The sequence below is a fragment of the Microcoleus sp. AT8-B5 genome (assembly GCF_036705565.1).
In the GTDB taxonomy this organism is placed as follows: domain Bacteria; phylum Cyanobacteriota; class Cyanobacteriia; order Cyanobacteriales; family Microcoleaceae; genus Microcoleus.
The window spans coordinates 1-23,926 of the sequence record NZ_JAUBUY010000073.1; the positions used below are offsets into that span (position 1 = coordinate 1).

The window sequence follows — 23,926 nt, forward strand, 5'->3', positions numbered from 1 at the left end:
CTAACTTCTAGGAGTTAGGCTAACCGTCCCTGGATAGGAGAACCTACCCATTTAGGTTAAACGAATCGCACACCGGACATGATATAATACCAAATCCCAAATTTCTCCCCTGTTTATTTATTAGTCCGCGAAAGACGATCGGCGAAACTGACTCGAACCGTCTAGCAGCAAACGAAAGTTTGTACGATCAGTTTCTACCGCCGACTCCGATCTTTTTACTTACCATCAATTATTATGCAAAACTTCAACTGGACAAAACTTCAAAATGGCTCAGACATTCGCGGTATCGCCCTCGAAGGCGTTCCCAATGAAAAAGTCAACCTCACCCCCGAAATTGCGACAATCTTAGGTAAATCATTTGTCAGTTGGCTGGTGCAAAAAGTCAAGAAACCAGCGGCAGAATTAACGATCGCGATCGGGCGTGACAGTCGCCTATCAGGGCCAACCTTAATGCAAGCTGTCATGGAGGGAATCACCTCAGTTGGGGCAACAGTGTACGACTTTGACATGGCCTCAACCCCCGCCATGTTTATGAGTACCATTACCCCTGGTTTTGATTGCGACGGCGCAATTATGCTCACTGCTAGCCATTTGCCCTTTAATCGCAACGGCTTAAAGTTTTTCACCGCCAAAGGTGGGTTACAAAAACAGGATATTACAGATATCTTAGGAATAGCGCAAAGCAATAAATTCCAGCCAGCCGCATCGCCCGGTAACATTACAAAGCATGATTTCATCTCTGTTTATGCTAACCAATTTGTTACAAAAATCCGGGAAGCAGTCAATCATCCCGATAACTTTGAGCAGCCGCTGACAGGACTAAAAATTGTTGTGGATGCGGGCAACGGTGCTGGTGGTTTTTATGTTGATAAAGTCTTAAAACCTTTAGGTGCAGACACTACGGGCAGTCAGTTTTTAGAACCCGATGGTACTTTCCCCAATCATGTGCCAAATCCCGAAGATAAACAGGCAATGCAGTCAATTTGTCAAGCGGTAATTGAAAATCAAGCTGATTTTGGGATTATTTTTGATACCGATGTCGATCGCAGTGCGGCCGTCGATCAAGTTGGCAAGGAACTCAATCGCAATCGCTTAATTGCCTTGATTTCTGCCATTATATTACAAGAACACCCAGGCTCTACCATTGTCACCGATTCTATCACCTCCGATGGCTTGACACAATTCATCGAACAAGATTTAAAAGGAATTCACCATCGCTTTAAACGCGGCTACAAAAATGTGATTGACGAGTCGATTCGCCTCAATGAAGCCGGACAGGAATCATGGCTGGCGATTGAAACCTCTGGACATGGAGCTTTGAAAGAAAATTACTTTCTGGATGATGGCGCTTATTTGGTCAGCAAATTATTGATTGAATTGGCTAAGTCAAAGCTAGCAAACCAATCTTTGCCAGATTTAATTGCGAATTTAAAAGAACCAGAAGAAAGTGCCGAATTTCGGATTAAAATTGGTGTGGAGGATTTCAAGGCTCACGGATCTCGCGTTATTGAACAACTGCAACAATTTGTCTCAACCCAAGCAGACTGGAAAATAGTTCCCAATAACTACGAAGGTTTGCGAATTTCCTGCACGTCACCTAGCGAATCTGGCTGGTTTCTGTTACGCTTATCACTCCACGATCCGGTGATGCCTTTGAATGTTGAGTCTAATGTTAAGGGTGGTGTTGCTCACATAGTCGCTCGGCTTTTAGCTTTTTTCAAAACAACAGAATCCCTTGATTTTTCGGCACTATCGCTCTAAGTTTTACTCGTGTTAGACTATTAGTAAACCAAACCCAAGGAGGAATTTAATCATGTGGCTTTTAATCATAAAATGTTCTGCTGAAAGCTGGGATACCCATTCCAAAGCTTTCAAAGCGATCGCTGCCAAATATCCTGCCACGCCTTCCTCTTCCAAAAAGATGAAAGGTGATGGTCAACGCATCATGGAATATCAGCTTGAGAATGTCAACGATGTAGAGGAATTTATGGAAGAATGCTTGACCTTAGATGGTTTCACCGCTACCTTTGAATCTCTGTAAATTTAGGTAATCAAATTATAGCAATTCTCAATTTTTATCTCCTACCATTTTAGATGTGAGATTGAAAAATTGGGAATTAATACTATTTACTCAAAAGTAGGCTACAATAACTAGAGAGTTTTAGCAAGGTTATCCGAAAATAAACTGCCAAGAAAGAAGTGATTTAACAGCAGAGGAATTAAAAATAATTTTGTTGTAGCGCCGTGAAATATAACTAATAGCAATTGTTAAAAGTTATGTAACAGTAGCTAGGACTGATAAAATATAATCCCATCCGCTTAGACATGAAGAGTGTTTCTGTTGAAACTTGGGTTCTCCTAAATTTGTAGTGGAAACGGTAGTGTGAGCGTCTGGCTGAAGCGGGCTTTCCTCCCCGCACTACAGAAATTTTTATTGCGGATTGCTAGAGTTAGTCTAGATAGTTAAAAATATATCAGCGAGAGAAAGGTTAAGGACTGCTAGTGATGGTAATGACTGTGAATCGAGACAACTGCGGGCTAAGTACGGAAATAATTACGGGTCGGATTTTGCGGTGGGGGCAGTTGAAAGCAAACAAGCTAACCGCTGGTTCGATCGGGGGAATTGTTGCTGGCTTTCTGAGTTTTGCCCTGCCGGTACAAGCTTTGCAGGTAGTTGTGACGCCGACAAATCCCCAACTGGGAGATACGCTGTCAGTAATGATTCAGGTTGACGGTAACGGCGGGGAAACTCCAACAGTTTCTCTACAGCAAAAAAACTACCCCGCTTTTCCGATCGGCAACGGCCGCTTTCGGGCCCTGCTACCGACGACGCCCCTAGAGAAACCCGGTGCTCGCCAAATCCAAGTCGCAGGTGACGGACAAGTGCAGAACTTGAGTCTCCAAGTGCGCGATCGAAATTTTCCTACTCAATCCATCTGGCTACCGCCTGGGAAAGACAGCGAAGGTACAGACGCGGAGTTCGATCGCGTAGACGCATTTAAAGCACTCGTGACACCCGAAAAATTTTGGGACGGCAAATTGTTGCGCCCCAACTCCGGCGAAATTACTACTATTTACGGGGTGCGACGTTATTATAATGGGGTATTTGCTCAAGACTACTACCACCGCGGCGTTGATTACGCGGGTGCTTACGGTTCCCCTGTAGTGGCACCAGCAGCAGGTCGCGTGTCTCTAGTGGGACGCGAATCCCAAGGGTTCAAAATCCACGGCAATGTCGTTGGTATTGACCACGGCCAGGGGGTAGCCAGTATTTTGATGCACCTGGCCCGGATTGATGTCAAGGAAGGCGATGTCGTGAAAGCAGGTCAAGTAATTGGTACTCTGGGATCAACGGGGGCTTCCACAGGCCCTCACCTGCATTGGGGACTTTACGTGCACGGGCAGGCCGTCGATCCTGTACCTTGGCGGCTTCAGGGAGTTGAGTAGGAGTTTTTACAGGTTTTGACGGATTTATCAGTCAATTATGGGGTAAGTTTGTGCTGGGGTGTGCAGATAACTTTATGGGTTATCAGTATTGAGTTAGGATTTGTATAAAAATTCTCAACTCAACTCTCAAAACTCGAATCTCAAGACGCTAACAATCGCGTCTTCACAAAACTTTATTGATGATGCCGTTGAGCGGGGACGCATATATGAGTATTGAAAAAATTGTTGAACAGGCTTTGCAAGATGGCTATTTAACGCCGTCTATGGAAGCTGAGGTGGGACGGATCTGCAATACGGCTTCGGAATTGTCGATCGAAGAGTACATGGCTCTCGATCGTCTGATGGGATCTTTGTTGACTGGCGAAGTTGTGGTTCTGCCACGCAAACAGTTCATCAACGTGATGGAAGAGTTGGTGCTCAGCGATGCGATCGCTAGGGTGGCCGAAATTGAGGCGACGAGCGACCTGAGTCTGGATGTGGGAGATATTGCAGCTTATGCTTTAAATAGGCTGCCACCTCTGTACGCTACGACTGAAGAGGGAGCTCACTTTCAAAGGGCTAGGGCTAAAGAGCAACTTCACGATTTGATTTCCAAAGAAGTCAACGCAGCGATCGCCCGCAACTTGGACAGGCCCGACACCCCAAACCCCACAGCTTTGGGCAAGTCTTCTGGAAACGAAGTTCTTTCACAGCTAAGCACTTGGCTGCAAGCTAACGCCACTAATTTTGAACCCCAGCCTTAGTACCAATCCAACAGCTCTATTTTGATTAAGTCGATCCCGCTCCATTCAGAAAGCGGGATTTTTAGTTTCTGAGCCAGCAAGATTCATCAGATGGCAGAAACCAGAATTCAAAAACAAAAAATTAAAATTTAAGAGTTTTCTATTTTATGTAAAAAATAAAAAACTCCTTCTTCTTTGTTCGTGACATCGGTTACATCTGACATCTTGCAGCAATATCAATAAGAGGATTTTTCGTGGGTCGGGCGGGTTTATAGAACCTATTTGCAAGCTTTCAGGCTGTTGGCGAACCCGCCCCTACGGCTAATTGAGAATGGTGCAAGATATCAGTTACATCCGAAGAAAGCGAATCCGCTGCCGAACTTCTTTTAAACGATTAATTGCTGCTGTCAGAAGAGTCAGCCGAAGGACCAGCGGTAACTTTTGTCTCTCGTTTTTCGCGTTTTTTCCGTTCCGCTTGGATGACATCTTGAAGCACTATTCGTGCTTGGGCCATTTTTTCCAAATTGCTGCGGTACAAATCTAAATCTTTGCTAACTTTGTCTTCTGGCAGGTGCAAGGCCGCACTGACTTTGGCGATCGCGTCGTTTCGCGTTTCTTGGTCTTTTACCAAGTTAGGGTCAGCTTTTTCTAATAGCGAGAACAAACCGATCGCGAACAAGCGGCTGTACTTAAATTGAGGGTTGCTGGCGATCGCCCCTAAAGACGCTTGCAAATCCGCTGTATCTTCAAAGCTGGTCGAGCGATCGAGCCACGAGAGCAACTCTTTGCCCGAAAGTCTATCCGCCAAGCTTTCCAATCGCTGAGCGTCTTGCTTGTAGCGCTCTGGATCGTCTTCTAGGGACTTGCATAAAGCGTTAAAAATCGAAAGTCTGTCTGCTTCTGGGGCGTACCCAAGCATGAATCGATCGAAAGCTGTCACTACACCCAAAGCATAAATCGGGTCGTATTGAAAATCGGCATTCGCCGAAAGCAAGTGCATTTCTACCATCAACTCTTCCACCACTCGACGGTAAATTGAGTTGATCGGTCGAGTGTGAATCGTATAGAAACTTCGCTTAGTATCTGAAACAGTACGGTTATTGTTCACCTGAGTCTTATAGATAAATAATTTTGCCGTAGCGGGCGTGCCAGCGCGGCGTGAGTAAAGTCGGGGGAGTCAGTCGATTTGAGATTTTAGATTTTAGATTTTAGATTTACCCCACAGATAAATCTGGGAGCTTGAACTTTGGTCTAAAATTTTTATCTTTCCACGACTTAAGTAAGTGGCACGGTATCCGTTGTTGGGCTGGGTCAATTCGGCGATCGGGCTGACAAAATTTGCCAGTTTTTTAAGCGTTGCCGCCGGATTGCGAGACAAAATTTTATCAAAAATATTTTACGCGCGATCGGCAGCAACAATTAATATGTCGCAATATGAGGGAAAAAACCCAGTATCTTTACAATCATAGCTCTTCTGGGATCGCTCATAAATCTCATCTTCTGACTTGCCCAGCCTTGATATGGTTTTACATATCACAATAACTTTTTCTTGTCAATCCCTAATCCTCAAAAAACAAACATGACAATTTCTCCTGAATTAATAGCTTTAGCCCAGTACATGGCGGGCGAATTTGACAACCGAGAACAAGCGCTAGCAGAGCCGGCGTGGTACGTCCACCTTCGTATGTGGCAAAGACCACTACCCGTTCCTTTATTTTCCGAACCCAGCATTGCCCTGTTTGCCGAACAAGCCAACATTCTGGAATTAGACAAGCCATACCGCCCTCGCATCGTGCAACTGAGGCACTCACAGATAGCGCCGGAACTTATCGAAGCTCAGTATTATATGTTCAACGACATTACAGCCGTCAAAGGAGCCGGTTGCAACCCCGACTTGCTTGGAAAGCTAACGAAGGAGCAAATCCAACTCCTTCCCGGCTGCACCCTCTCGGTTGCGGTGCAAAATTTAGCCTCAAACGGCTATCGATTTCGGGCATCTTTGCCGGAGGGCACTCGCTGCGGCTTTGCCTACGGGGGGCAAAATTACCAAGTAGACTTGGGATTTGAAGCCGCAGGCGAGGAATTTCTCAGCTACGACAAAGGAATAAGCCCCACCACAGGCAAGGCTATCTGGGGAGCTTTAATGGGCCCTTTTAGATTTGTCAAGCGTCAGGATTTTGCTGCTGAGATATTGGTTTGAAGCAAGAAGCAACAAGAAACTAGGAAGAAAAATATAGCTATCTAGGATAGAAGGCAAGACTTTACCTTGACCTATTCTTCTACTTTAGTGTTTTGGTGAACCTCTCAACCTCTCAAGAAAGGAAGAAAGCATAAGGAAGCTGGCAATAATTTACCTGCTTCCTGTTCTTGTGCAGGGTTCCGGCGCTTTTTGTGAGCCTCAAGCTTAAATTGCGCTTACACCGCAACCGATGCCAGCGGGAGTAGTTAACTTGCGCGCGGCACCCCCTCTAGAGCTTCTTCTTCCGTTTCAAAGATTTCAAACACAGAATCCATCATGGTGACTTCAAACACCAGTTTGGCTTCTGGATGAACATTGCAAATGCGGAAACTTCCCTTAACTTTATCCGCATCCCGCATACCTGCTACAAGTGAGGTCAGGCCAGAGCTATCGATAAAGTTAACCTGACCAAGATTCACTACAACATGGCGGCTAAGTTTGGAAATACACTCTTGCAACTTGAGGCGGAATTGCCAAGCTGTAGTGATGTCCAACCGTCCTGTCGGTGCTAAGACGATAACTGTTGTACCGTCTTGAAGCGTGTGGGTTTTTTGATCAATATGAATCACTGACCCTTCCCTCAAATTTATTATCTATCGCGGTGGTTACTGTCCCAGTAGTTTAACTCAGGTCGGTGACTGCTGAGGCATCCAATTCGCCCAATCTTGCGGTTTTAAGAACTTGGAGTAGAGTTCGGCTTCTGGAGAGTTGGGTTCTGGCTCGTAGCAGTATTCCCAGCGTACCAAAGGTGGCAGGGACATGAGAATCGATTCGGTGCGTCCGTTGGTTTGCAAACCAAAGGTCGTGCCTCGATCGTACACCAAGTTAAATTCAACGTAACGGCCGCGGCGGTAAAGTTGGAAATTACGCTCGCGCTCGCCGTATTCTTTCGATCGGTGCTTTTCAATTATGGGGGTGTAAGCCGGCAAAAATGCCCGACCGCAGTCCTGTACGAAGGCGAACAGCGACTCCCAAGTCCTAGGTTCCGGGACGCCGATGTTGTTGCTGCACTCAGCGGCTTTGCCTTTGACATGATGGTCGCGGTAAAGCGCGCCTTGAGCGCTTTGGTAGTCAAAAAACAGGCCGCCGACGCCGCGGGTTTCTTGGCGGTGGGGGAGATAGAAATATTCGTCGCACCAAAGTTTAAATGTCGGATAATATCCGGGATGGTGTTTGTCGCAAGCTGCTTTCAGAGTTTTGTGGAAATGAGCTGCATCCTCAGCCAACGGGTAATAAGGAGTCAAATCCACACCGCCGCCAAACCACCAAATCGGACCGGCCTCAAAATAGCGATAATTCAGATGAACCGTCGGCAAGTATGGATTGCGGGGGTGCAGCACCATCGAAGTGCCAGTTGCATAGAAATCGTGACCGGCGGCTTCTGGGTGCTTTGCCAGAATCAAAGCCGGCAAACTTTCGCCCCAAACTTGGGAAAAATTGACTCCCCCTTGTTCAAAAATATTGCCTTCGCGCATGACGCGAGAACGTCCGCCGCCGCCTTCGGAGCGTTCCCAAGAGTCCTCCTTAAATTTGCCAACGCCATCGAGCTGTTCGAGGGATTGACAAATTTCGTCTTGTAGGGTTTTCATAAATTGGCTGACTCTAGCTCTAGAGTCAGCGGGCGGCAAAAACGGGGAAGTGGCGGTTTTAAGTGTGGTAGAAACTGTCATCCGATTTAAGATTTAAGATTTTAGATTGAAGAATTGAAGAATTGCGACCACGGCTCAATTCGCCTATTGTGACCAAATTGCTTTCGGTCGTAGAAATTCTTGCCGATCGCATTTGAGTTTGAGATTGACCGTGAGTCCCAAATCCTGTCGTCATGTAATTATGCCACCGCAGGTCTGCAAACGATCGCTATGAAGTTACATTAAAAAATAGCAATAAAAATATACTTAAACCTGCGATCGAAAATTCGCAAACCCAATTGCAGAGCTATGGTGGAGAACACAATGCCCAATACACTCGATGTTAGTTCAGTCTTAGAAATCCTGCGACCCGTGCAAGACCCCGAACTGCAAAAGAGTTTGGTGGAATTGAACATGATTCGTAACATAAAAATTGACGGCGGTGTCGTCAGTTTTACTTTAGTGCTGACAACGCCTGCTTGCCCGCTGCGAGAATTTATTGTCGAAGATTGCCAAAAAGCGGTCAAACAGTTGCCAGGAGTCGAAAAAGTGGCAGTGGAGGTGACAGCCGAGACGCCGCAGCAGAAGGGAGTGGTCGATCGCCAAGGCATTGAAGGCGTGAAAAATATTATCGCAATATCCAGCGGCAAAGGCGGCGTCGGCAAAAGCACGGTGGCGGTAAACGTCGCAGTAGCGCTAGCCCAAACCGGCGCTAAGGTGGGTTTGCTGGATGCGGATATCTATGGGCCCAACGACCCCAATATGTTGGGTTTGGGGGACGCAAAAGTGATGGTTAGGGACGGAAAAAGCGGGGAAAGCCTCGAACCCGCCTTCAACTACGGCGTCAAATTAGTGTCGATGGCGTTTTTAATTGACAAAGACCAACCCGTGATTTGGCGCGGCCCGATGTTGAACGGGATCATTCGGCAGTTCCTCTATCAGGTGAATTGGGGCGATTTAGACTATCTGATTGTCGATATGCCTCCGGGTACGGGAGACGCGCAGTTGACAATGGCGCAGGCTGTGCCGATGGCCGGTGTCGTGATCGTGACGACGCCGCAGACTGTCGCTTTGTTGGACTCCCGCAAGGGGTTAAAGATGTTCCAGCAGTTGGGAGTGTCGGTGTTGGGAATTGTGGAAAACATGAGCTATTTTGTGCCACCCGATATGCCCGATAAGCAATACGATATTTTCGGTTCGGGTGGCGGGGAAAAGACTGCTGCTGAGTTGGGAGTGCCGCTGTTAGGCCGCATTCCGCTGGAAATTCCGTTGCGGGAAGGTGGCGATTCGGGGGTGCCGATCGTGGTGGGGCAACCGGGTTCTGCTTCAGCTAGGGAGTTGCGGGCGATCGCGGGCCGCATTGCCGGTAAAGTTTCCGTAGCAGCCTTAGCCTAACAAACTCTCGTTTCTGGGCTTTGCCTCGTGTCTTCGGCTTGACGAAGATTTGCCTAGTTCTCAGGCTCTGCTTGGGAACTAGAAACGAGAAACGGTAAGCTATAAAGAGCAAACTTAACATTCAAAGAATTATGATTTTTCCAGGTTCGGCAGTTCGAGTTAAAGATAAGGGTGAGATTTACTACGCCTTTCAAGGACAAGTCCAGCGAGTTAGCGACGGAAAGGTCGCGGTACTGTTTGAAGGCGGGAATTGGGACAAGCTGATTACGTTCCGCCTGTCGCAGTTGGAACTTGTCGATGCTACGGCTGGCCGCGCGAAATAGTCAGCGGTCATTAGTCATTGGGACAGGATTGACGCCTCATAAACCCGGTTTCGGCAGGAAATCTTGGTTTAGTAGCGAAATATCTAGGAAGAAACCGGGTTTATGACCCGCGTGAGTCCAACACTAGAGGAATTAGTAATTGGTCATTCAGTCCTAGACGCAAAAAATGATTTAATGCACTTCTTATAGGGGTAAGGTGCGCAGTGCGCACCCTACATATAGAAGTTATTCGTAATTCCTTTAATTGCCAAAGTACCCAAGTCTATGCCACTGACCCAATAGCATTGATAACTAACACAAAACTAATGACTAATGACTGATGACTAATAACTAATGACTAATCACTAAAACTATGCGTTTACCTTTACCCCAATTTGCTACAAAAGAGCGCCATCCCGATCGCATTGCTGAGGTGATCGAGACGGCAACTTCGGAGTTTTTGGCTCAATGTTTGGAACCGGAAGATTTAAGTTTTCCCGTGATGCCGCCTTTTGGGAGTTGGGTGAAGGCCGAGGATGAAGAGTCGAAAAATCAAATTTACGGCGTGGTTTATTACGCTACGACTAGCCCGATCGACTCGGTGCACAGAGCTCGCGCTTTGGGTTTGTCCCTCGAAGAGTTGCGGGAAGAACAACCGCAGATTTTTGCGATGCTAAAAACCGAGTTTCGAGTGGCGATTGTGGGGTTTGAGGCTGCGCCGGAAAGGTTGAACGGTCACGGCCCATCGAGGGGTAAAATTTATCAGTATTTGCCGCCGCGCCCGCCGCAAATTCACCAGGCGGTTTATCGCTGCGAACCGGATGAGGTGATTGATTTTACGGTGCAGTTGGATTTTTTGAGGACGCTGCTGGGTGTGACTAATGCGCCGGTGGAGGCGCTGACGGCGGCGGCGATTCGGGAGATTTATCAGTTGCGGATGCGCGATCGATCTTGGTTGGTGGAAGCGGGGAGGAGTTTGAGTGTTTTGTTGAAGGATGATTATGACAGGTTGAGGGTGATTTTGAGTCAGATTCATCCGTAGGGAAAAGGTTAAGAATCAGAATAATAAACAGTGACATAGCCGTCGTTCCAGTGGTCTTTATCTAAGGGATAACAGCTTATATGAAAGCCTTCTGGAGCATCTATAAAACCGGGTTGGGAGAGCATTCTTGCCTTAGCAGATTCGGCTAATGTTTTAGTCGAATAAATACCGATAATTTTTAAGTCTTCGCGGTCATCTCCCAATTCATGGACGTGCTCAAGAATAAAGACATTAATTATTTTATGAAAATCCTTTCACAATCGCTCTTTAGGTTGATTATAGTACAATACGGTTCAGTTAGTGCTAAAAAAACCGATCGTGCGTAGGTTGGGCCCGTGGAACGAACCCTCCGTTTCACTCCACCCAACATTTCCGCTACAATTTTCCTTAACCCAAGCGTATTGGATTATAGTACATAGCATTCATTCCAACCAGGCATCTAAATCTAATGTAAAGTGATGGGTATTTTGCAGTAAAAAAGAGCGACCTTGTTTAACTAAATTGCCTTGACAAATAACCGGAATTCTGGCTTGATAAGCTTTGACTGCCAGTTCGTAGACTGGTTCTGCTAGTTCTAACTGAATGCGCCGCAGCTTGCCAACAATAACGCCCGTCAAAGTTAATTTTCCTGCTGATAATCCTTCTTGCAAGTTGGTAACTATGCCTTGAATGGTAATGTTAGGAGCTGATGTCAAGAGATTGCTGAGGATTTCGATCTGGGAACGATTTTCAGCAATTTCTAGGGTTTGTAAAACTTCAGCCATCCGGCGGGGAAAGTCTAAAAATTCTGGTTTTAATGGTAGCAGAATCTCTAACTCTTCTGAGGTTTCGCTGTGGCGATTCCAGAGAGAAGCTTTATCGTCAATTTGTCGCACTTCTTGCCAGCAATGCGTTTCGAGGTAAGTACGCACAATTTCTGGCTGTAGATTTTTGAGAATTTCGGGATCTCGAACGGTGACTATCATAGAGTTTCGCCTGCTTCTATTAGCTGCATGAGGGTGGTAAGAGCATTTACATTAAAGATATTCTGTCTGGGTATGGAAATTGTAACAGTGGTTTGATTCTGGGTTGGGGGTTGACCTCGCAGAGAAACCCAATAACCGCAATATTTCAGGCAAAGTTCCTGTTGAGATTGGATTAGCCAATTGTCTAAATTGTCGGGTACGACTACAAGGATTAACAGTCGGGGAGTATGAATATTTTCTACTTTCAATTCATTGTAGTTCTTGACTTCGAGCGGATATCTAATTGCTTCCTGTCCAATCACATCCCTAGATGTGCATTTTACCTGGAGTTCAAGTCGGGGATATCGAATAATTCCACTTCCCATACCGCCAGCAAGAATGATATCGATGCCGTCAAAATCTAATAGTCTAGCTGCTATCTGGAAGGAGTAGCCAGCCGAGGCAGCAACTGCATAAATATACGCATAACTGAACTGTTCTTTTTGCTGGTTAATGTCCACAATCGCTATTTGTTTAGTCTATCTCAAGCATAACTGGCACGGGATGATCTCGCTCCTACCTTAGTGTAGCGCCCTAGATGACAATCAGCAACGTTTACAGGAGCATGACTCTCTGACAAAATCGGGAACATGGCAAGAGCAGGTAAAGCCCTCAAAAAAATATTAGAGGCATACGATATCAGTCAATATCAATTGGCGGCAAAGATGGAAATCGATCGCTCAAACGTTAGCCGTTGGGTGAGTGAAGAACGAGATCCATCCGCTGAGGCGGTATTTGCGATTAAGCAAGCGTTGCAGACATTCAATCGGGAGGCGGCTGATGAATTCGTCAGGTTGTACCTGGGAAATGGCGAGGAAAACGGTTAGGTTCTCAGGTGTGGAGAGCGCCCCACCGATCGCCCTTGCTGCATTCAAGGACGATCGCCCATGAATTTGCAATAATTTATTTAAAGCGAGGAAGATTATATGTGGCTAGAAATAACAGCGCTAAATCAAGTTCCCGAATGGGGTGTCTTGAAGGTAAAAGTTGACGAAACTTCAGTGATTTTGAACCGTCAAGGCATGAATGTCACTTGTTACCGCAATGCTTGCACTCATTTAGAATATCCGATCGACATGGGTAAAGTCAGCAACGGTATCATTACCTGTCCGTTTCACAAATATCAGTACAAATTAGATACGGGTAAATGTTTGAATGCACCCGCCGATTCCCTGGAATCTTATCCGGTAAAGATTGAGGGCGATCGAGTTTTTGTAGAAATAAATTAGTCAGGACTTACGGACTCCGACAAAGAAACCGGGTTTTTTACGAAATACTTTGTTACACACCCTAAATTAGGTAAAAACCCGGTTTCTGCGCCCATGTGTACTTTATACCGTTTTCGCGCGCCGCTGACGGAGAAAAACTGCCAAAAGCCCGATCGCACCTACCGTCAACAGCAGCCATTCTTCGGGTTCAGGAACCCCCGAAACATTCAGAGGATTATTCGGCTTACTCAACTGTTCCTTACCCGATTCTACCTCTCTGTCAAATCGATCGCTCTTAGCTTCCGCTGCCTTTAGCTGCTCCCTTTGCGCGTCATTAACTAACACAATCATCGAAGAATACGGAGTCACCACTTTGAAATTTTTAGCTACTGCGTGCATCGCATCCAATTGCGTCAATTGATTTGAATTTTTCTGCTTGCTAAGTGCAGTTATCAACTGCCGCGCAGCTATGGGTTTAAACCCTTCATTTCCGGTATCTTTTAGCTCTGTAACAGCCCCCGATTTGAGTGTCTTTTCTGATTTGGAATTTTTGGCATAACTCCAAGCATAGCCGTCAACAACGCTAACTGTAGATTCGCCCGAAGCTGCTGTCGTTGCTACTCGCTGCATCGCCTCTTTCATATCTGTAGAAACTCCGCCACCGCTATCTTGAATAGCCTTCAATGTTGCGTCGTCGTAGCCGGGGGGCAAACCTCCCAAATGCACTGTCCATAGGGGTGAAGAGATGGAAAGTTTAAGTTTGCGATCGTCCGACAATTCATAACTGTGGCGATCGCTCACCAAAAATACATTATCGTAACTTTTATCGCCCCGCAACTGTGCAAACTGTTGCAGCATATCTTTGAGCTGGATTGTACCATAAAATGTCACCTTTGCCGCATCGAAATTGCGTACATCTTCCACAAACTTAGGTGGCATTCCCGCAGCGCTGGCGACATACACATCAACACCATTTTTGCCTGCTGCATTAGCTTTCAACCATTCAAAAGTCTCTTTTACTTCCTTACTTTCCGCCGCCATGCTGCGGGAAGTATCGAGAATAACTGCAAATTTCTTGCCTTGCGGTAGCGAGTAATTTGCATCAGCCAACGGCTTAGCAGAAATGATATTTCCTCCCGGTAGAATCGCCTGCTGCACGGTTAGCGGTTGCTGTGCGACTGCGGGCAAAAAGTGTGGTAGCCAAGTTTCTCTTGCTTCTTTGCGACTGTATTTTACCTCTTTTCCGGCGATCGTGCGGCGAGTATTTTGGTTCCAAAAAATGTTGCGTTTTTCAGCCAAAACAGGCATCGCCCAACCCTGGGGCTGGCGCATGACTTTGTAAGTAAGCCACAGGTGCATTTCCGTTGGCCCTTCTGTTTGGGTGAATTCTCGTTTAGCCGGGATTGGAAAAGCCCGCAAGCGGTATTGTTTGGGGCCAATTTGTTCTAGCAAAGCCGGATCGACTCTTTCTACTACCTGTTGATTGTAGACTTGTTGGGCTGCACCGCGAGGCGATACCGTAAATACAAAACGTTTGTTTAAATCGCCAGTATCTCCCAGCCAAACTCCTGTAACTGCGGCGCTTTCCGGCAGGGAAAAGTAGTAGAATACTTCTTGCAAGTTCGGCGTTTGATTTTTGTAAACTTCGTAGAGTTGAACGTCAGCCCAGTCGCCGTTTTCTTTGACTGTAACTTCTTGCGACTGCAACCATACTTTTTCCTGATTGACATTCAGCAAACCGGCTTTCGCTTCTTCACGATTTGAGGTTGACTGCACCGCGTGTTTTACTGCTTCTGTGTCGCCTTTTTGCAGTTCCGTATCGAAGAATTCGCCGTAGAGTTTTTCTGCTTTTTCCACATCAGCACTAGAGCCTTGATACAAAAACGGCGACATTAAAAAATTATAGCTGTTCTGCAAGGTTTGAGCCGCTGCGTCAGGGAAAATCCAAATATTTTTGTATATCTCATAAATGTGGTTGTTTTCTCCTACCGTGCTCAGGTAGCGGTAAGGGGACAAATAAGCGTTAACTAAGCCGGATCGAATCATATCAGACTTGGCTAATAAAGTTTGGCGAACCGTGTCATTTGCGGGGGGAGTCGCCAGCATTTTCAGCGCTGCAACTTGTGGCTGCTGCTGCAAAGCTGAGAAAATAGCCAGCCAAGCTGCTATGACTCCCAAACTTCCGATTAGTGCTTTATTTTTCCCGTATTGTGCAGCAAAACTCTGCCATATTTTCCGCCCGGAATGAATGTAGAGAAATCCGTACAGCGAAGGCATGACAACGAATAAGCTACAGGTTAAACCAAACAATATAAACGATAGCGGTATCCAAATTAAAGCCGAGGCCCACGCCCCGTATTTAAACATCTCCAGAAATGGTGAAACCCATGTAAACTTGAAAAATTGAATGACGACAAATAAGAATCCATAAAGTGTATACAATGCCACAGGTACAGCGTAATAAAGCAGCAATGTTGCCGCCCAAGTGCCAACTACTACCATTAAACTGTGACATCCTAATTGCAGCCACGCACTTCGCTTTTCTCCGATTAAGTTGAAAATACGAGGCTGTTGATTATGGGAATTCTGGGAATCGAAAATATTTTGCACATTTTCTCTTTTACCCAGATATCCGTACAGCATTTCCACTGAAAATGCTGCAATGCACAAAGCAATAGTAGCGATGATTTGAGAACTAGCTGGGGTGAGTTCTCGCAGCAAAAACAAGCGCAGCAAACAAAGCAAAAATAGCGGTGCTTCTACGCCGTAAAACCAACGCATTAGCTGTAGGGGTTGCTTGCGAAAACGCCTAGCTCCTATTACAGTACATAGGGTGGGTACTGCGATCGTAGCTGCCATCGTCAAAGAAAACTCTAGGGGGATAGTGCCATCGATTGTCGCCTTAATTAATGGCACTCCTAGAATAGGCAAAATTCCCAAGTAAACAATCGATAAAAATGTCAAATTCCACAGCCAAAAAATTGTTTTAAAAACTCCATCAAACACCTGTTTAATTTTCATTTATTTCTCCTTGTAAGCTTTGTTTAACGGTATCGTAGACGTTACCAGCAAACTCTTTTACTTCCTGATTCTCGGCTTGTAGCGAACTGTCAAATAAAATGGAAACTAGCACCCAATTGTGGTTTTTGTGGGTAAGGTCGCTGCCGATACGGGACATGAAGTTATCTGTAGTTAGCTGTGCAGATTGCAGCCAGTATGCTGCTGATAATTGGTTGTTTTTGAGAGACAGCCAGCGCGCTGTTACGGAAGGAGTTAGTTGTTTTTTTTCTATGCCATTGACGGGAATTCCGCTCGCTACAAAACACAACTCGGGGGCGTGATAAGTTTGCCAGGATGTGCTCGCTACGGTGAGCATGGAACCGCGCAAGTTGCCGGCGACAAATCTGATTTTTTGTGTTTGCGTGTCTGGATAGTTGCCAAAGAATTTTTGTTCGCTAGGATTCAGGGAAATCGACTCTGATTTAATGTATTCAGGTAATGTTAAAGGTGCGATCGCCATTTTTGACGTTTCTACATGAGACAGTTGAGCCATGAGTGCCAAAACTGTGACTGCTGCAATTATTCCGGGTTTTGCTAAAGGGTGATTTTGTAGTCTTTCTGAGTTGGGTTTTGCAGAAGTACCGCTGGTTTTTTCTGGCTGAAATTTCGGTACTCGTTGCAGCATTAACCACGTCACAAAACAAGCACATACTAAACCGACAATTCCCAGAGGAACGTGCATAATTTGTGCTATGTTGGGCTGTTGAAAAACTTCTGAAACCAGGACTAACACGGCAACCCGCGCAGCGTTAGCACATACCAACATTAAGAGATTAGCAGCGCCGACTGCTAGCCATTTTAAACTCAATTTACGCCCTTCTAGCCAGGTAGCAGCAAGCAAAAATAGCGTTCCCACTAAGAGAGTTTTAATGCCGCTGCAAGGCACGTCAACCTGAGCGATGCCGTTTTCCAAAATGATAATATCGTAAGAAGAAATAGCCCCAATGTGCAGCAGAGAAAGCAACTGTTCTACTACCTGAGCAGTGAGGACTCGCGCGGGCAAACCTAAGCCGCTATTCAACTGACTATTAAATGGTAAAATACAAGCAAGCAAGCCCGCAATTGGTAAGTTTTTTCGCCAAAAGTTGGAATCCACCAATAAGCCGCACAGCCCGTAAGTTCCGAGGATAAATAGCAGGACAGTAACTTGTTTGATATCAATTATGTACTGAAGGGCGATCGAGCAAATACCCGCACCCAACATTAACAGCAGCGGATCTCGCCTTAAAACGAAATTGGGTGAAAATCCGAAGGGGCGAGCGGAGTTCCCGCTCGATCGCACTACTAATGCTACAATCAGAAAGCCAATTACTATTTTATATAGTGTGGGTATCTCAACAAACGAGGATAACAGCCACTTAACAGCCGAGATATTGGCCCAAAACCAAGCAAGCGCCAGCAAAAAAGGAGCCAGCCAAACCAAATTAACCGCAGGATGAGGAGTAACAGAATCTGGAATTGCAGAATCAGTGATATTGGTGCGCTGCATGATACCGCTTGATATTCACGTTGGTGACATCTTAGCTCAGCCAAATTGGTAATGTCCAGACCGATTATTTAAGTTTTGTCAAGCTTCGATTTTCTCTACAGAGAAGCTAGCGTTATAATAATTAATTTTATCGGAGGTAAAAATGAGCGAAAAAAGTCCAGGATACAAAATTGTTAGCGATAACCGACAAGCGCGCCATCTCTATGAAATTATAGAGACATACCAAGTGGGAATCGAGTTGAAGGGCACCGAAGTCAAATCTATTCGGGAAGGAAAAGCCAATTTGCGCGACGGATATGGTTTAGTTCGGAACGGGGAACTGTGGCTGATCAACGTTCACATTTCGCCTTGGAGAAGTGCTAGCAACTATTTTAATCACGAACCCCGCCGCACTCGTAAATTGCTGATGCACAAGCAGGAAATTCGCAAATTAATCGGCAAAGTCGAAGAAAAAGGCTTGACTTTAGTGCCGTTAAAAATGTATTTGAAAGGCGGCTGGGTAAAACTGGATATCGGTTTGGGTAAAGGGAAAAAACTGTACGACAAGCGCGAAGATTTGAAGAAACGCGAAGATAAGCGGGATATGGAAAGAGCGATGAAGCAATTTTAGTCATTAGTCATTAGTTATTAGACATCTCCAAAAAATAAACTCAAACCTTTGCTACTGGAAGGTAGAAATTTAATTTATGGAGATGTTTATTAGTCAGGAGTCATTAGTGGTTCATGATGGGTGATTGCTGATTAATGATTGGCTATTTTAAATCGATTTCGGTTCATGACTCATTATAATATTTTTCAAAATCCTCAAGGGAGGAGGTTGAGGACTTCCATCGTCACTACAAACTTAATTAGAGTTATTTCACCGCAGTCCATCTTAGGATCGCGAATTAAATAACTTACAATTTTAATTGTTATTGTGGGATGGGCTCTTATAGCCCGTCCACTCATGACGGGCTATAAGAGCCCATCCCACTTTCAAGAGTGGAAGTTATTTAATTCTCATTCCTTACAGCAAATTCTATGTTGATTAACTAAACCCCAGCTCGTTCGCTCCCCGTAGGGAAACGGCCCAGGGTAAGTCCCTCTACACTTCATAAACCTGGAATACGCTGTATCTCCTCATACAGTCGCATACTGTCGATCGACTGCTGCCTAAGTATTATTACTTAGACAAGGAGAAGAGTTCTATCTGCTTTCTGCTTCCCGGTTCTTTTTTTCTGAAAATATCCGGATGGCTTGTGGAGTCTCAGGAATGGTTAACCTATGCTCGAATACCTCTGGGTAGTGGGAACATTACCCAAGCATTCGGCTGTGGACTCACAAACTCTTATAAGAAAGGGACTCAAACCTGAGTCATTTCGTAAGATTATATGCCATTAGGGTGGCAATTAAATCTGGTCAAAAAATATCGCCCAACTCTCAAGTTAAAAAATGCTAAAAATGACACCATTAGCTAACATTTTCAATGCCATGAAAGAGCCAGTAAAAAAGCATAATAACTCCAAGTGGGGAGCCTTCTTGCTGATGCTAGCAGTAGGCTTTGGCGGCTGGCAAATTGGGTTGCCGGAGCTGGCATCTTTTTTTAATAATAGGGCTTTTGAAAACTACAAAGCCAATCGATTCGCTGATACTCAACAAGCATATGAGTTAGCGCTCTGGGTAGATCCAAAAAGCCGCACAGCTCTTTACAATTTAGGATGGCTTTGCGAAGAGGTGCAAGATTTAGAGTGCGCCCGAGAAAAATATCTGCAAGCTGCAAAACTCGGTCTGCCTGCTGCTTACAGCAACCTGGCTAGGTTATATATAGTCGATAAAAAAAACTATCCGGCTGCAGTTCACTTCCTGTGGCAAGGTTTGAAATTAGCTGAGGACGATCGAGTAAAATATTCTTTACTCAAAAACTTGGGATGGGCTCGCCTGGAACAGGGTCGATATTCAGAGGCATTGCAGCATCTGGATGAAGCGATTAAAATTGATAGTGAAGGGCCAGCAACTTACTGCTTAAAAGCGCAAGTCCTAGAAAAGATAAAAAATACGAAGGAAGCGCTACCGCAGTGGAAAATTTGTCTAAAGTATGCGGATTCTCAAGAATTCGATGAGGATATATGGATAGGGATGGCACGTCAACGATTAAACGAGGAAAAAACAAAAAAATGAAACGCACAGTTTTGCTTTCATCAACCATACTGGCAATTATAACGGTACTGGAGCTAAGTCAAGCCTCAAAAGCAGTGCCAACTCCTGCGACTGTTAAACCTGCCCTTAATCAATCAGTCGAAATGCTGTTGAGTTCGGATCAGTCGATGCGACAGTGCAGAGATAGAAATGGTGGAAAATATGCGTGTCCGAGATTCATCATGACTCCGGAGAGCGAAGAATAAGAGTTATTTTCAATAAATTTTGTAGAGTGTACCATCACCACTTTACAGCAACAGGTATGTAGTATGTAGTAGTAAGTATGCAGGGTGCGCCGTCCGCACCTTATAGCATTTGAGATGTGAGATTAAGAATTGAAGAATTGGAAATAACTTATGGCGATAATGGTTTGCAGCTTGCATAAAGCTGCATTCTTTTTTGGAACTGTTATAACTCTTAATCATTGCTGTCTAGGCTATTGCTGGCATCCACACCGGGCGCAGGGCTGTTTCATTCGACCAAGGGACAAACCCTGGTGAAGATTCCCGATATTTGAAACATCGATTTGATCATTCGTGGAGGGGGTAGGCATTCTTGGCACTACCCCTACAAAACGATTATTTCCCTGAGAATGAAACCGCCCTGCCACCGGGCGGGGATAAAACCCCGCCAGCAATTCTATCTACTCGCCCTCCGTCAAAGCTGAATCTTGCTGCTGGTGCGAGGTGCTGTAAAAACTAGCAATAATCGCCACCATCAACCACCAAAGCATATTAACTTCCGGCCGGTACCAAACTGTATCGACAAAACCGTGGGCCATCATGCCTGCTAAAGTGGCGATCGCCCCAATCAACCAAAACCCCTGATTCGATTTGAGATTTTGGATTTGAGATTTGGGATTTTGGGATTCTTCCTCTAAATTAGAGATGTTAAATTGTGCATCCCGCAGATTTTTGATCTGCAACAAACCATGATTGACGGTGACAGTCATCAGCCACAGGAAACACATTAAACCGATAAAACCGGTTTCTACCACAATTTCCAGCAGCACCGAGTAAGCGCTCAAAGCAGTGAATCTCGGCTTCATATAAAGCGGGTAAACTTTATTAAAAGCAGTGTTTCCCGGCCCGATTCCCAGAATTGGCCGATCGCGAATCATGTCAATCACCGCCGTCCACACATTAATCCGAAAATTGTTACTGCTGTCACCTCGACCAATAAACATACTCGAAACTCGATCGCGCAGAGGCTCCACTAAAGCCACTCCTAAAATTAACGCCCCAGCCAAACCTCCTAACCCTAACGGCAGCGCCCAAGTTCGCCAGAACCGAGGCATCAAAGGGCTGTACCAGTACCACAGCAGCACTAAAAATACCACCAGTAGAGCCACAAAACCGATCCAAGCACCCCGGCTATCCGTGTAGCGCAAACACGCGCAATTCACCACCAGCATCGTCAGCGCTAAAATTTTTGTTCCCCATCCTTTCCACACAAAAAGTGCGGCAGCGCTCAATGCAATGGCTGGCAGCAAATAGGAACCAAGCAAATTAGGATTTCCCAGAAAGCTGTAAACTCGCGTGACATTGGCTTGAGTAGAAGTCGGATCGTTCCAAGTAGCTAATGGCGGCACTTTGTCAATCCACTGCCGCACGCCGTAGAAACTGACAATTAAAGAGACGTTCAAAAATACGGCAATTAACCACGATCGCCAACGGGGATCTCGCAAGATCCGAGCCATCAGCGCAAAAAACAGCAAATACAGGGTTAGCTTGCTCCAACCAGTAGCAGCGGCGACTTTCACCGGCGACATCGCCGTTGCGACGGTGGCTATGCCCCAGTACAGCAGTACCAGCAAGTAAATCGGCCTCAAGGCGATCGGGCGATCGTCCGAAACAGTTAGCAGCACCCAAAATGCAGCGCTAGCCGCCATCAACACCCCCACCAAGGCATTGTTTACAAACGGCGCCAAACCGAAAGTCAAGGCCAGCAAAACAAAACCCAAGGGTTCTGCCCACTGCATCAGCCAGCTACTCTGCCGCCAACTGCGTAAAGAGCCGATCGCCAAATTGAATAAATAACTTCTACTTTGCCACTGAGAGAGCGGCAAATTTGCCAGAGTTAACTGTTGCCAAACTGAATTCATTTTTAGATTGATTATTGGTAATTGGAAATTGGGAATCGGGAATTGGGAATTGAGTCTAAAAGCATCGACAATTGGTAGTAACTCCCATCTTGGACTATTCTCTCTTAAGGCTTTTCTTGTCGGATCCACAAAGAATAAATTTATTGTGGGGGGACACGCGAGCCCGCGCCTAAAAGCCTTATTGAGAATAGTGCAACATCTCAGTATTAATTAACAAATGACTTGTTTCATCTTCCTTCTTCTTTCCATCCGTTACATCCGTTAGAAAATCCGTTGCCGAACTTCCTTCTTCCTTCTTTAGCCTTCCAACAATTCCGTAGCATTTGTGCAAGGCAGCCAGAGCACGTAGCGATATCCAGATTCCGGGGTTCCTTGAATCGAGAGTTGGCCGCCTTGAATTTCCACCAATTGGCAGCAAAGCAGCAGCCCCAAGCGTTCGCGCGCCCCGTAACCAGCTAACACTGGTGCACTATCCTCTGCATTCTGCGCCGCCAAAGCCGCCAACTCAGAAAACGCCAGCGTTAATCGCTGCGAACCCTGTGTCGGGAGTTGCGGTTCTCCGGGAGAGTCGGTTTCGGAGTTCGATGGCGAACCGCTACCAGATCCGGCCTTCAACAAGTAGTCGGTGTAGAGTTTAGCATGGGGCAAACTTTCCCCTAACCAAGGATGAAAAACCCACACTCCGATGTTGATACCGTCTTCTTTCCGAGAAACGTGGACTCGAATCACGCTGCCTGCCCCAGCAGATTGAATAATGCTAAAAATTAAGTGGTGCAGCATTTGCTGAACCTTATCTTTATCTACCAACCAGATGCGCGACCCGGGCCCCATCGACAAATTAATTTCTTGCTCTCGTCTACTTGCCGCCGAGGACAGGATTGTCACAACCTGCTGGGACAGAGTTTCTATATCGACTGCGGTTCGCTTCAATGTGAAAGCGGAATCATCTAGTTCTGCCAGTTCCAAAATTTCTTCAACTAGCGATCGCAAAGAGCGGCTGCTGTCTTGGATCACGTCAATATATTCTTTTTGCTTGCTCGTTAAGGGGCCATAAATTTCTTGTTTCAACACACTTGCCATGCCGAGGACAGAAGTGAGTGGTGTGAGCAATTCCTGCGCTAAATTATTTAGCAGTTTTACTTTAATTGAGTTAGTAGACAAATCGATAGGTTTGTTAGTCATCGTTAATTTTTATTGGTTCATTGTCGAGTGAGGGTTTGCGGTTCATTAGACCTATCGGGACTTAAACAAATTTTAAGCCCAAACAAAGCCTAAACTGGCTTTATAAGCGGAGAATACGTCCCAATTTTGGTTCAACCATTTCACAAACCTAAAAGATATGGCTGTCCGAAATGCTTCGAGTGCATCACTAAAAGTGTTTAAAGGTTTGTTTGCCCATTTGCGCCTTAATCCTCCTGTTAAGGTATGCCAGAGAATGAAAGTGTAGGCACAAAACACCATAATGAAATGTCTTTTCAGGCTGATTTCATCTCTGACTTGATATTCATTTAACCCCAACCAGCCCTTAGCTTCCCGATAGAAAACTTCAACCCAATTTCTTTGTGAATAAGTTCTTACTATCCACTCCTCTGTCGCTTTTGATAAGTCTACATTACTCATCAAATAATCTATTTCAGTGGCGGTCTCGAAAGTATCTGCATTCATGACGATGGCTATTACTTTCTTACCCGTGCATTTTGATAATTCGACTTCTTTAATTGCTACCCATACTGTTCTCGGTCGTTCGAGATTGAGTTGAATTTTTGTGAAAGCCTCTACAGGTAAGGCTTTTGTTAAGTTGTCTGCTCGAATTTCCTCTGTTTCATTTTCGGTTTTTTGAATTATTACTTTGCGATTTTTGGCGATTCCTCCGATGTATTTTAATTTGCGGTTTTCTAATTCTTGTAAAAAACTGGTGTTATTACCATACCCTGCATCCATCAATACTATTCCTGGTTTATAGCCTCTCGCTAAGGTTTTGTCGATTAAATTTATGGCTATTTCTGGCTTTTTCTTAAATTCAGGATCCTCCTTTCCCTCTGGTAATGAGTCGGCTTTTTTATATAATTCAATATCTAATGGCAGGCTCTTTTTACCATCATATAGATGAC

The 23,926-nt window shown here is 45.4% G+C and carries 25 protein-coding genes; 14 read left to right on the forward strand and 11 right to left on the reverse strand.

Annotation, left to right across the window (positions count from 1 at the left end):
* Nucleotides 1-234: 234 nt before the first annotated feature.
* From QUB39_RS28410 to QUB39_RS28425, 4 genes are all read left to right on the forward strand, one after another.
* Nucleotides 235-1,761 carry a phosphomannomutase/phosphoglucomutase gene (locus tag QUB39_RS28410; protein WP_333057249.1) on the forward strand — a complete coding sequence of 509 codons (1,527 nt, stop codon included), beginning with the start codon at nt 235-237 and terminating at the stop codon, nt 1,759-1,761.
* Nucleotides 1,762-1,813: 52 nt separating this feature from the next.
* The gene (locus tag QUB39_RS28415) at nt 1,814-2,041 is read left to right on the forward strand and encodes a hypothetical protein (RefSeq protein ID WP_333057248.1); all 228 of its coding nucleotides are present in this window, start codon (nt 1,814-1,816) and stop codon (nt 2,039-2,041) included.
* 464 nt (nt 2,042-2,505) lie between these two features.
* The gene (locus tag QUB39_RS28420) at nt 2,506-3,447 is read left to right on the forward strand and encodes a M23 family metallopeptidase (RefSeq protein WP_333057250.1); all 942 of its coding nucleotides are present in this window, start codon (nt 2,506-2,508) and stop codon (nt 3,445-3,447) included.
* Nucleotides 3,448-3,653: 206 nt separating this feature from the next.
* The gene (locus tag QUB39_RS28425; RefSeq protein WP_006631395.1) at nt 3,654-4,190 is read left to right on the forward strand and encodes a late competence development ComFB family protein; all 537 of its coding nucleotides are present in this window, start codon (nt 3,654-3,656) and stop codon (nt 4,188-4,190) included.
* A 373-nt stretch (nt 4,191-4,563) separates the two neighbouring features.
* Here QUB39_RS28425 and psb29 read toward each other — a convergent pair whose 3' ends face one another.
* Nucleotides 4,564-5,277 carry a photosystem II biogenesis protein Psp29 gene (gene psb29, locus QUB39_RS28430; protein WP_333057246.1) on the reverse strand — a complete coding sequence of 238 codons (714 nt, stop codon included), beginning with the start codon at nt 5,275-5,277 and terminating at the stop codon, nt 4,564-4,566.
* A 175-nt stretch (nt 5,278-5,452) separates the two neighbouring features.
* Between psb29 and QUB39_RS28435 the strand changes: the two genes are divergently transcribed.
* Together QUB39_RS28435 and QUB39_RS28440 are read left to right on the forward strand one after the other, a co-directional pair.
* The gene (locus QUB39_RS28435; RefSeq protein WP_333057245.1) at nt 5,453-5,638 is read left to right on the forward strand and encodes a hypothetical protein; all 186 of its coding nucleotides are present in this window, start codon (nt 5,453-5,455) and stop codon (nt 5,636-5,638) included.
* Between the two features lie 110 nt (nt 5,639-5,748).
* Nucleotides 5,749-6,369, forward strand: a complete 621-nt coding sequence (locus QUB39_RS28440) for a chromophore lyase CpcT/CpeT (protein WP_333057244.1) — start codon at nt 5,749-5,751, stop codon at nt 6,367-6,369.
* A 245-nt stretch (nt 6,370-6,614) separates the two neighbouring features.
* On the opposite strand, the gene QUB39_RS28445 is transcribed toward QUB39_RS28440, so the two are convergent.
* Both QUB39_RS28445 and hemF read right to left on the reverse strand, forming a co-directional pair.
* Nucleotides 6,615-6,977, reverse strand: coding sequence for an STAS domain-containing protein (locus tag QUB39_RS28445; RefSeq protein ID WP_006631392.1), 363 nt, complete (start codon nt 6,975-6,977; stop codon nt 6,615-6,617).
* A gap of 57 nt (nt 6,978-7,034) precedes the next feature.
* A complete protein-coding gene (gene hemF, locus QUB39_RS28450; protein WP_333212509.1) occupies nt 7,035-8,078 on the reverse strand; it encodes an oxygen-dependent coproporphyrinogen oxidase in 1,044 nt (347 codons plus the stop codon).
* 282 nt (nt 8,079-8,360) lie between these two features.
* On the opposite strand from hemF, the gene QUB39_RS28455 reads away from it, so the two are divergent.
* The 3 genes from QUB39_RS28455 to QUB39_RS28465 all read left to right on the forward strand — a co-directional run bounded on the left by QUB39_RS28455 (nt 8,361) and on the right by QUB39_RS28465 (nt 10,775).
* Nucleotides 8,361-9,431 (forward strand): Mrp/NBP35 family ATP-binding protein, encoded by a 1,071-nt coding sequence (locus QUB39_RS28455; RefSeq protein ID WP_333057242.1) that lies wholly within the window; start codon nt 8,361-8,363, stop codon nt 9,429-9,431.
* Between the two features lie 131 nt (nt 9,432-9,562).
* Entirely contained in the window at nt 9,563-9,754 is a 192-nt protein-coding gene (locus tag QUB39_RS28460; RefSeq protein ID WP_015175937.1) for an NAD(P)H dehydrogenase subunit NdhS, read from the forward strand.
* Nucleotides 9,755-10,106: 352 nt separating this feature from the next.
* A complete protein-coding gene (locus QUB39_RS28465) occupies nt 10,107-10,775 on the forward strand; it encodes an HAS-barrel domain-containing protein (RefSeq protein ID WP_190736623.1) in 669 nt (222 codons plus the stop codon).
* Nucleotides 10,776-10,783: 8 nt separating this feature from the next.
* Here QUB39_RS28465 and QUB39_RS28470 read toward each other — a convergent pair whose 3' ends face one another.
* The 3 genes from QUB39_RS28470 to QUB39_RS28480 all read right to left on the reverse strand — a co-directional run bounded on the left by QUB39_RS28470 (nt 10,784) and on the right by QUB39_RS28480 (nt 12,240).
* Complete coding sequence (locus QUB39_RS28470; RefSeq protein WP_445243053.1) at nt 10,784-11,014, reverse strand: DUF7336 domain-containing protein; 231 nt, start codon at nt 11,012-11,014, stop codon at nt 10,784-10,786.
* Nucleotides 11,015-11,197: 183 nt separating this feature from the next.
* Complete coding sequence (locus tag QUB39_RS28475) at nt 11,198-11,740, reverse strand: hypothetical protein (RefSeq protein ID WP_333057241.1); 543 nt, start codon at nt 11,738-11,740, stop codon at nt 11,198-11,200.
* Nucleotides 11,737-12,240: a DUF4365 domain-containing protein gene (locus QUB39_RS28480; RefSeq protein WP_333212505.1), complete on the reverse strand. Its 504-nt coding sequence runs from the start codon at nt 12,238-12,240 to the stop codon at nt 11,737-11,739. The genes QUB39_RS28475 and QUB39_RS28480 overlap by 4 nt, the downstream gene beginning before the upstream one ends.
* Before the next feature lie 129 nt (nt 12,241-12,369).
* On the opposite strand from QUB39_RS28480, the gene QUB39_RS28485 reads away from it, so the two are divergent.
* Together QUB39_RS28485 and QUB39_RS28490 are read left to right on the forward strand one after the other, a co-directional pair.
* The gene (locus QUB39_RS28485) at nt 12,370-12,606 is read left to right on the forward strand and encodes a helix-turn-helix transcriptional regulator (RefSeq protein ID WP_333057238.1); all 237 of its coding nucleotides are present in this window, start codon (nt 12,370-12,372) and stop codon (nt 12,604-12,606) included.
* A gap of 99 nt (nt 12,607-12,705) precedes the next feature.
* Nucleotides 12,706-13,008 (forward strand): Rieske (2Fe-2S) protein, encoded by a 303-nt coding sequence (locus tag QUB39_RS28490; RefSeq protein ID WP_333057237.1) that lies wholly within the window; start codon nt 12,706-12,708, stop codon nt 13,006-13,008.
* A gap of 102 nt (nt 13,009-13,110) precedes the next feature.
* Here QUB39_RS28490 and QUB39_RS28495 read toward each other — a convergent pair whose 3' ends face one another.
* Together QUB39_RS28495 and xrtO are read right to left on the reverse strand one after the other, a co-directional pair.
* Entirely contained in the window at nt 13,111-16,008 is a 2,898-nt protein-coding gene (locus tag QUB39_RS28495; RefSeq protein ID WP_333212503.1) for a TIGR02921 family PEP-CTERM protein, read from the reverse strand.
* Nucleotides 15,998-17,536 carry an exosortase O gene (gene xrtO, locus QUB39_RS28500; RefSeq protein WP_333057235.1) on the reverse strand — a complete coding sequence of 513 codons (1,539 nt, stop codon included), beginning with the start codon at nt 17,534-17,536 and terminating at the stop codon, nt 15,998-16,000. The genes QUB39_RS28495 and xrtO overlap by 11 nt, the downstream gene beginning before the upstream one ends.
* Nucleotides 17,537-17,678: 142 nt before the next feature.
* Here xrtO and smpB point away from each other — a divergent pair, with 142 nt between their 5' ends.
* The 3 genes from smpB to QUB39_RS28515 all read left to right on the forward strand — a co-directional run bounded on the left by smpB (nt 17,679) and on the right by QUB39_RS28515 (nt 19,917).
* Nucleotides 17,679-18,146, forward strand: a complete 468-nt coding sequence (smpB, locus tag QUB39_RS28505) for an SsrA-binding protein SmpB (protein ID WP_006631384.1) — start codon at nt 17,679-17,681, stop codon at nt 18,144-18,146.
* A gap of 830 nt (nt 18,147-18,976) precedes the next feature.
* Entirely contained in the window at nt 18,977-19,693 is a 717-nt protein-coding gene (locus tag QUB39_RS28510) for a tetratricopeptide repeat protein (protein ID WP_333057234.1), read from the forward strand.
* Nucleotides 19,690-19,917: an Osc7112_2153 family protein gene (locus QUB39_RS28515; protein ID WP_333057233.1), complete on the forward strand. Its 228-nt coding sequence runs from the start codon at nt 19,690-19,692 to the stop codon at nt 19,915-19,917. The genes QUB39_RS28510 and QUB39_RS28515 overlap by 4 nt, the downstream gene beginning before the upstream one ends.
* A 437-nt stretch (nt 19,918-20,354) precedes the next feature.
* On the opposite strand, the gene QUB39_RS28520 is transcribed toward QUB39_RS28515, so the two are convergent.
* From QUB39_RS28520 to QUB39_RS28530, 3 genes are all read right to left on the reverse strand, one after another.
* Nucleotides 20,355-21,815, reverse strand: a complete 1,461-nt coding sequence (locus QUB39_RS28520; RefSeq protein ID WP_333212500.1) for an IctB family putative bicarbonate transporter — start codon at nt 21,813-21,815, stop codon at nt 20,355-20,357.
* Between the two features lie 297 nt (nt 21,816-22,112).
* The gene (locus tag QUB39_RS28525) at nt 22,113-22,997 is read right to left on the reverse strand and encodes a histidine kinase dimerization/phospho-acceptor domain-containing protein (RefSeq protein ID WP_333057229.1); all 885 of its coding nucleotides are present in this window, start codon (nt 22,995-22,997) and stop codon (nt 22,113-22,115) included.
* 72 nt (nt 22,998-23,069) lie between these two features.
* On the reverse strand, nt 23,070-23,926 hold an 857-nt coding region (locus QUB39_RS28530), incomplete at its 5' end, for an IS701 family transposase (protein ID WP_333212497.1).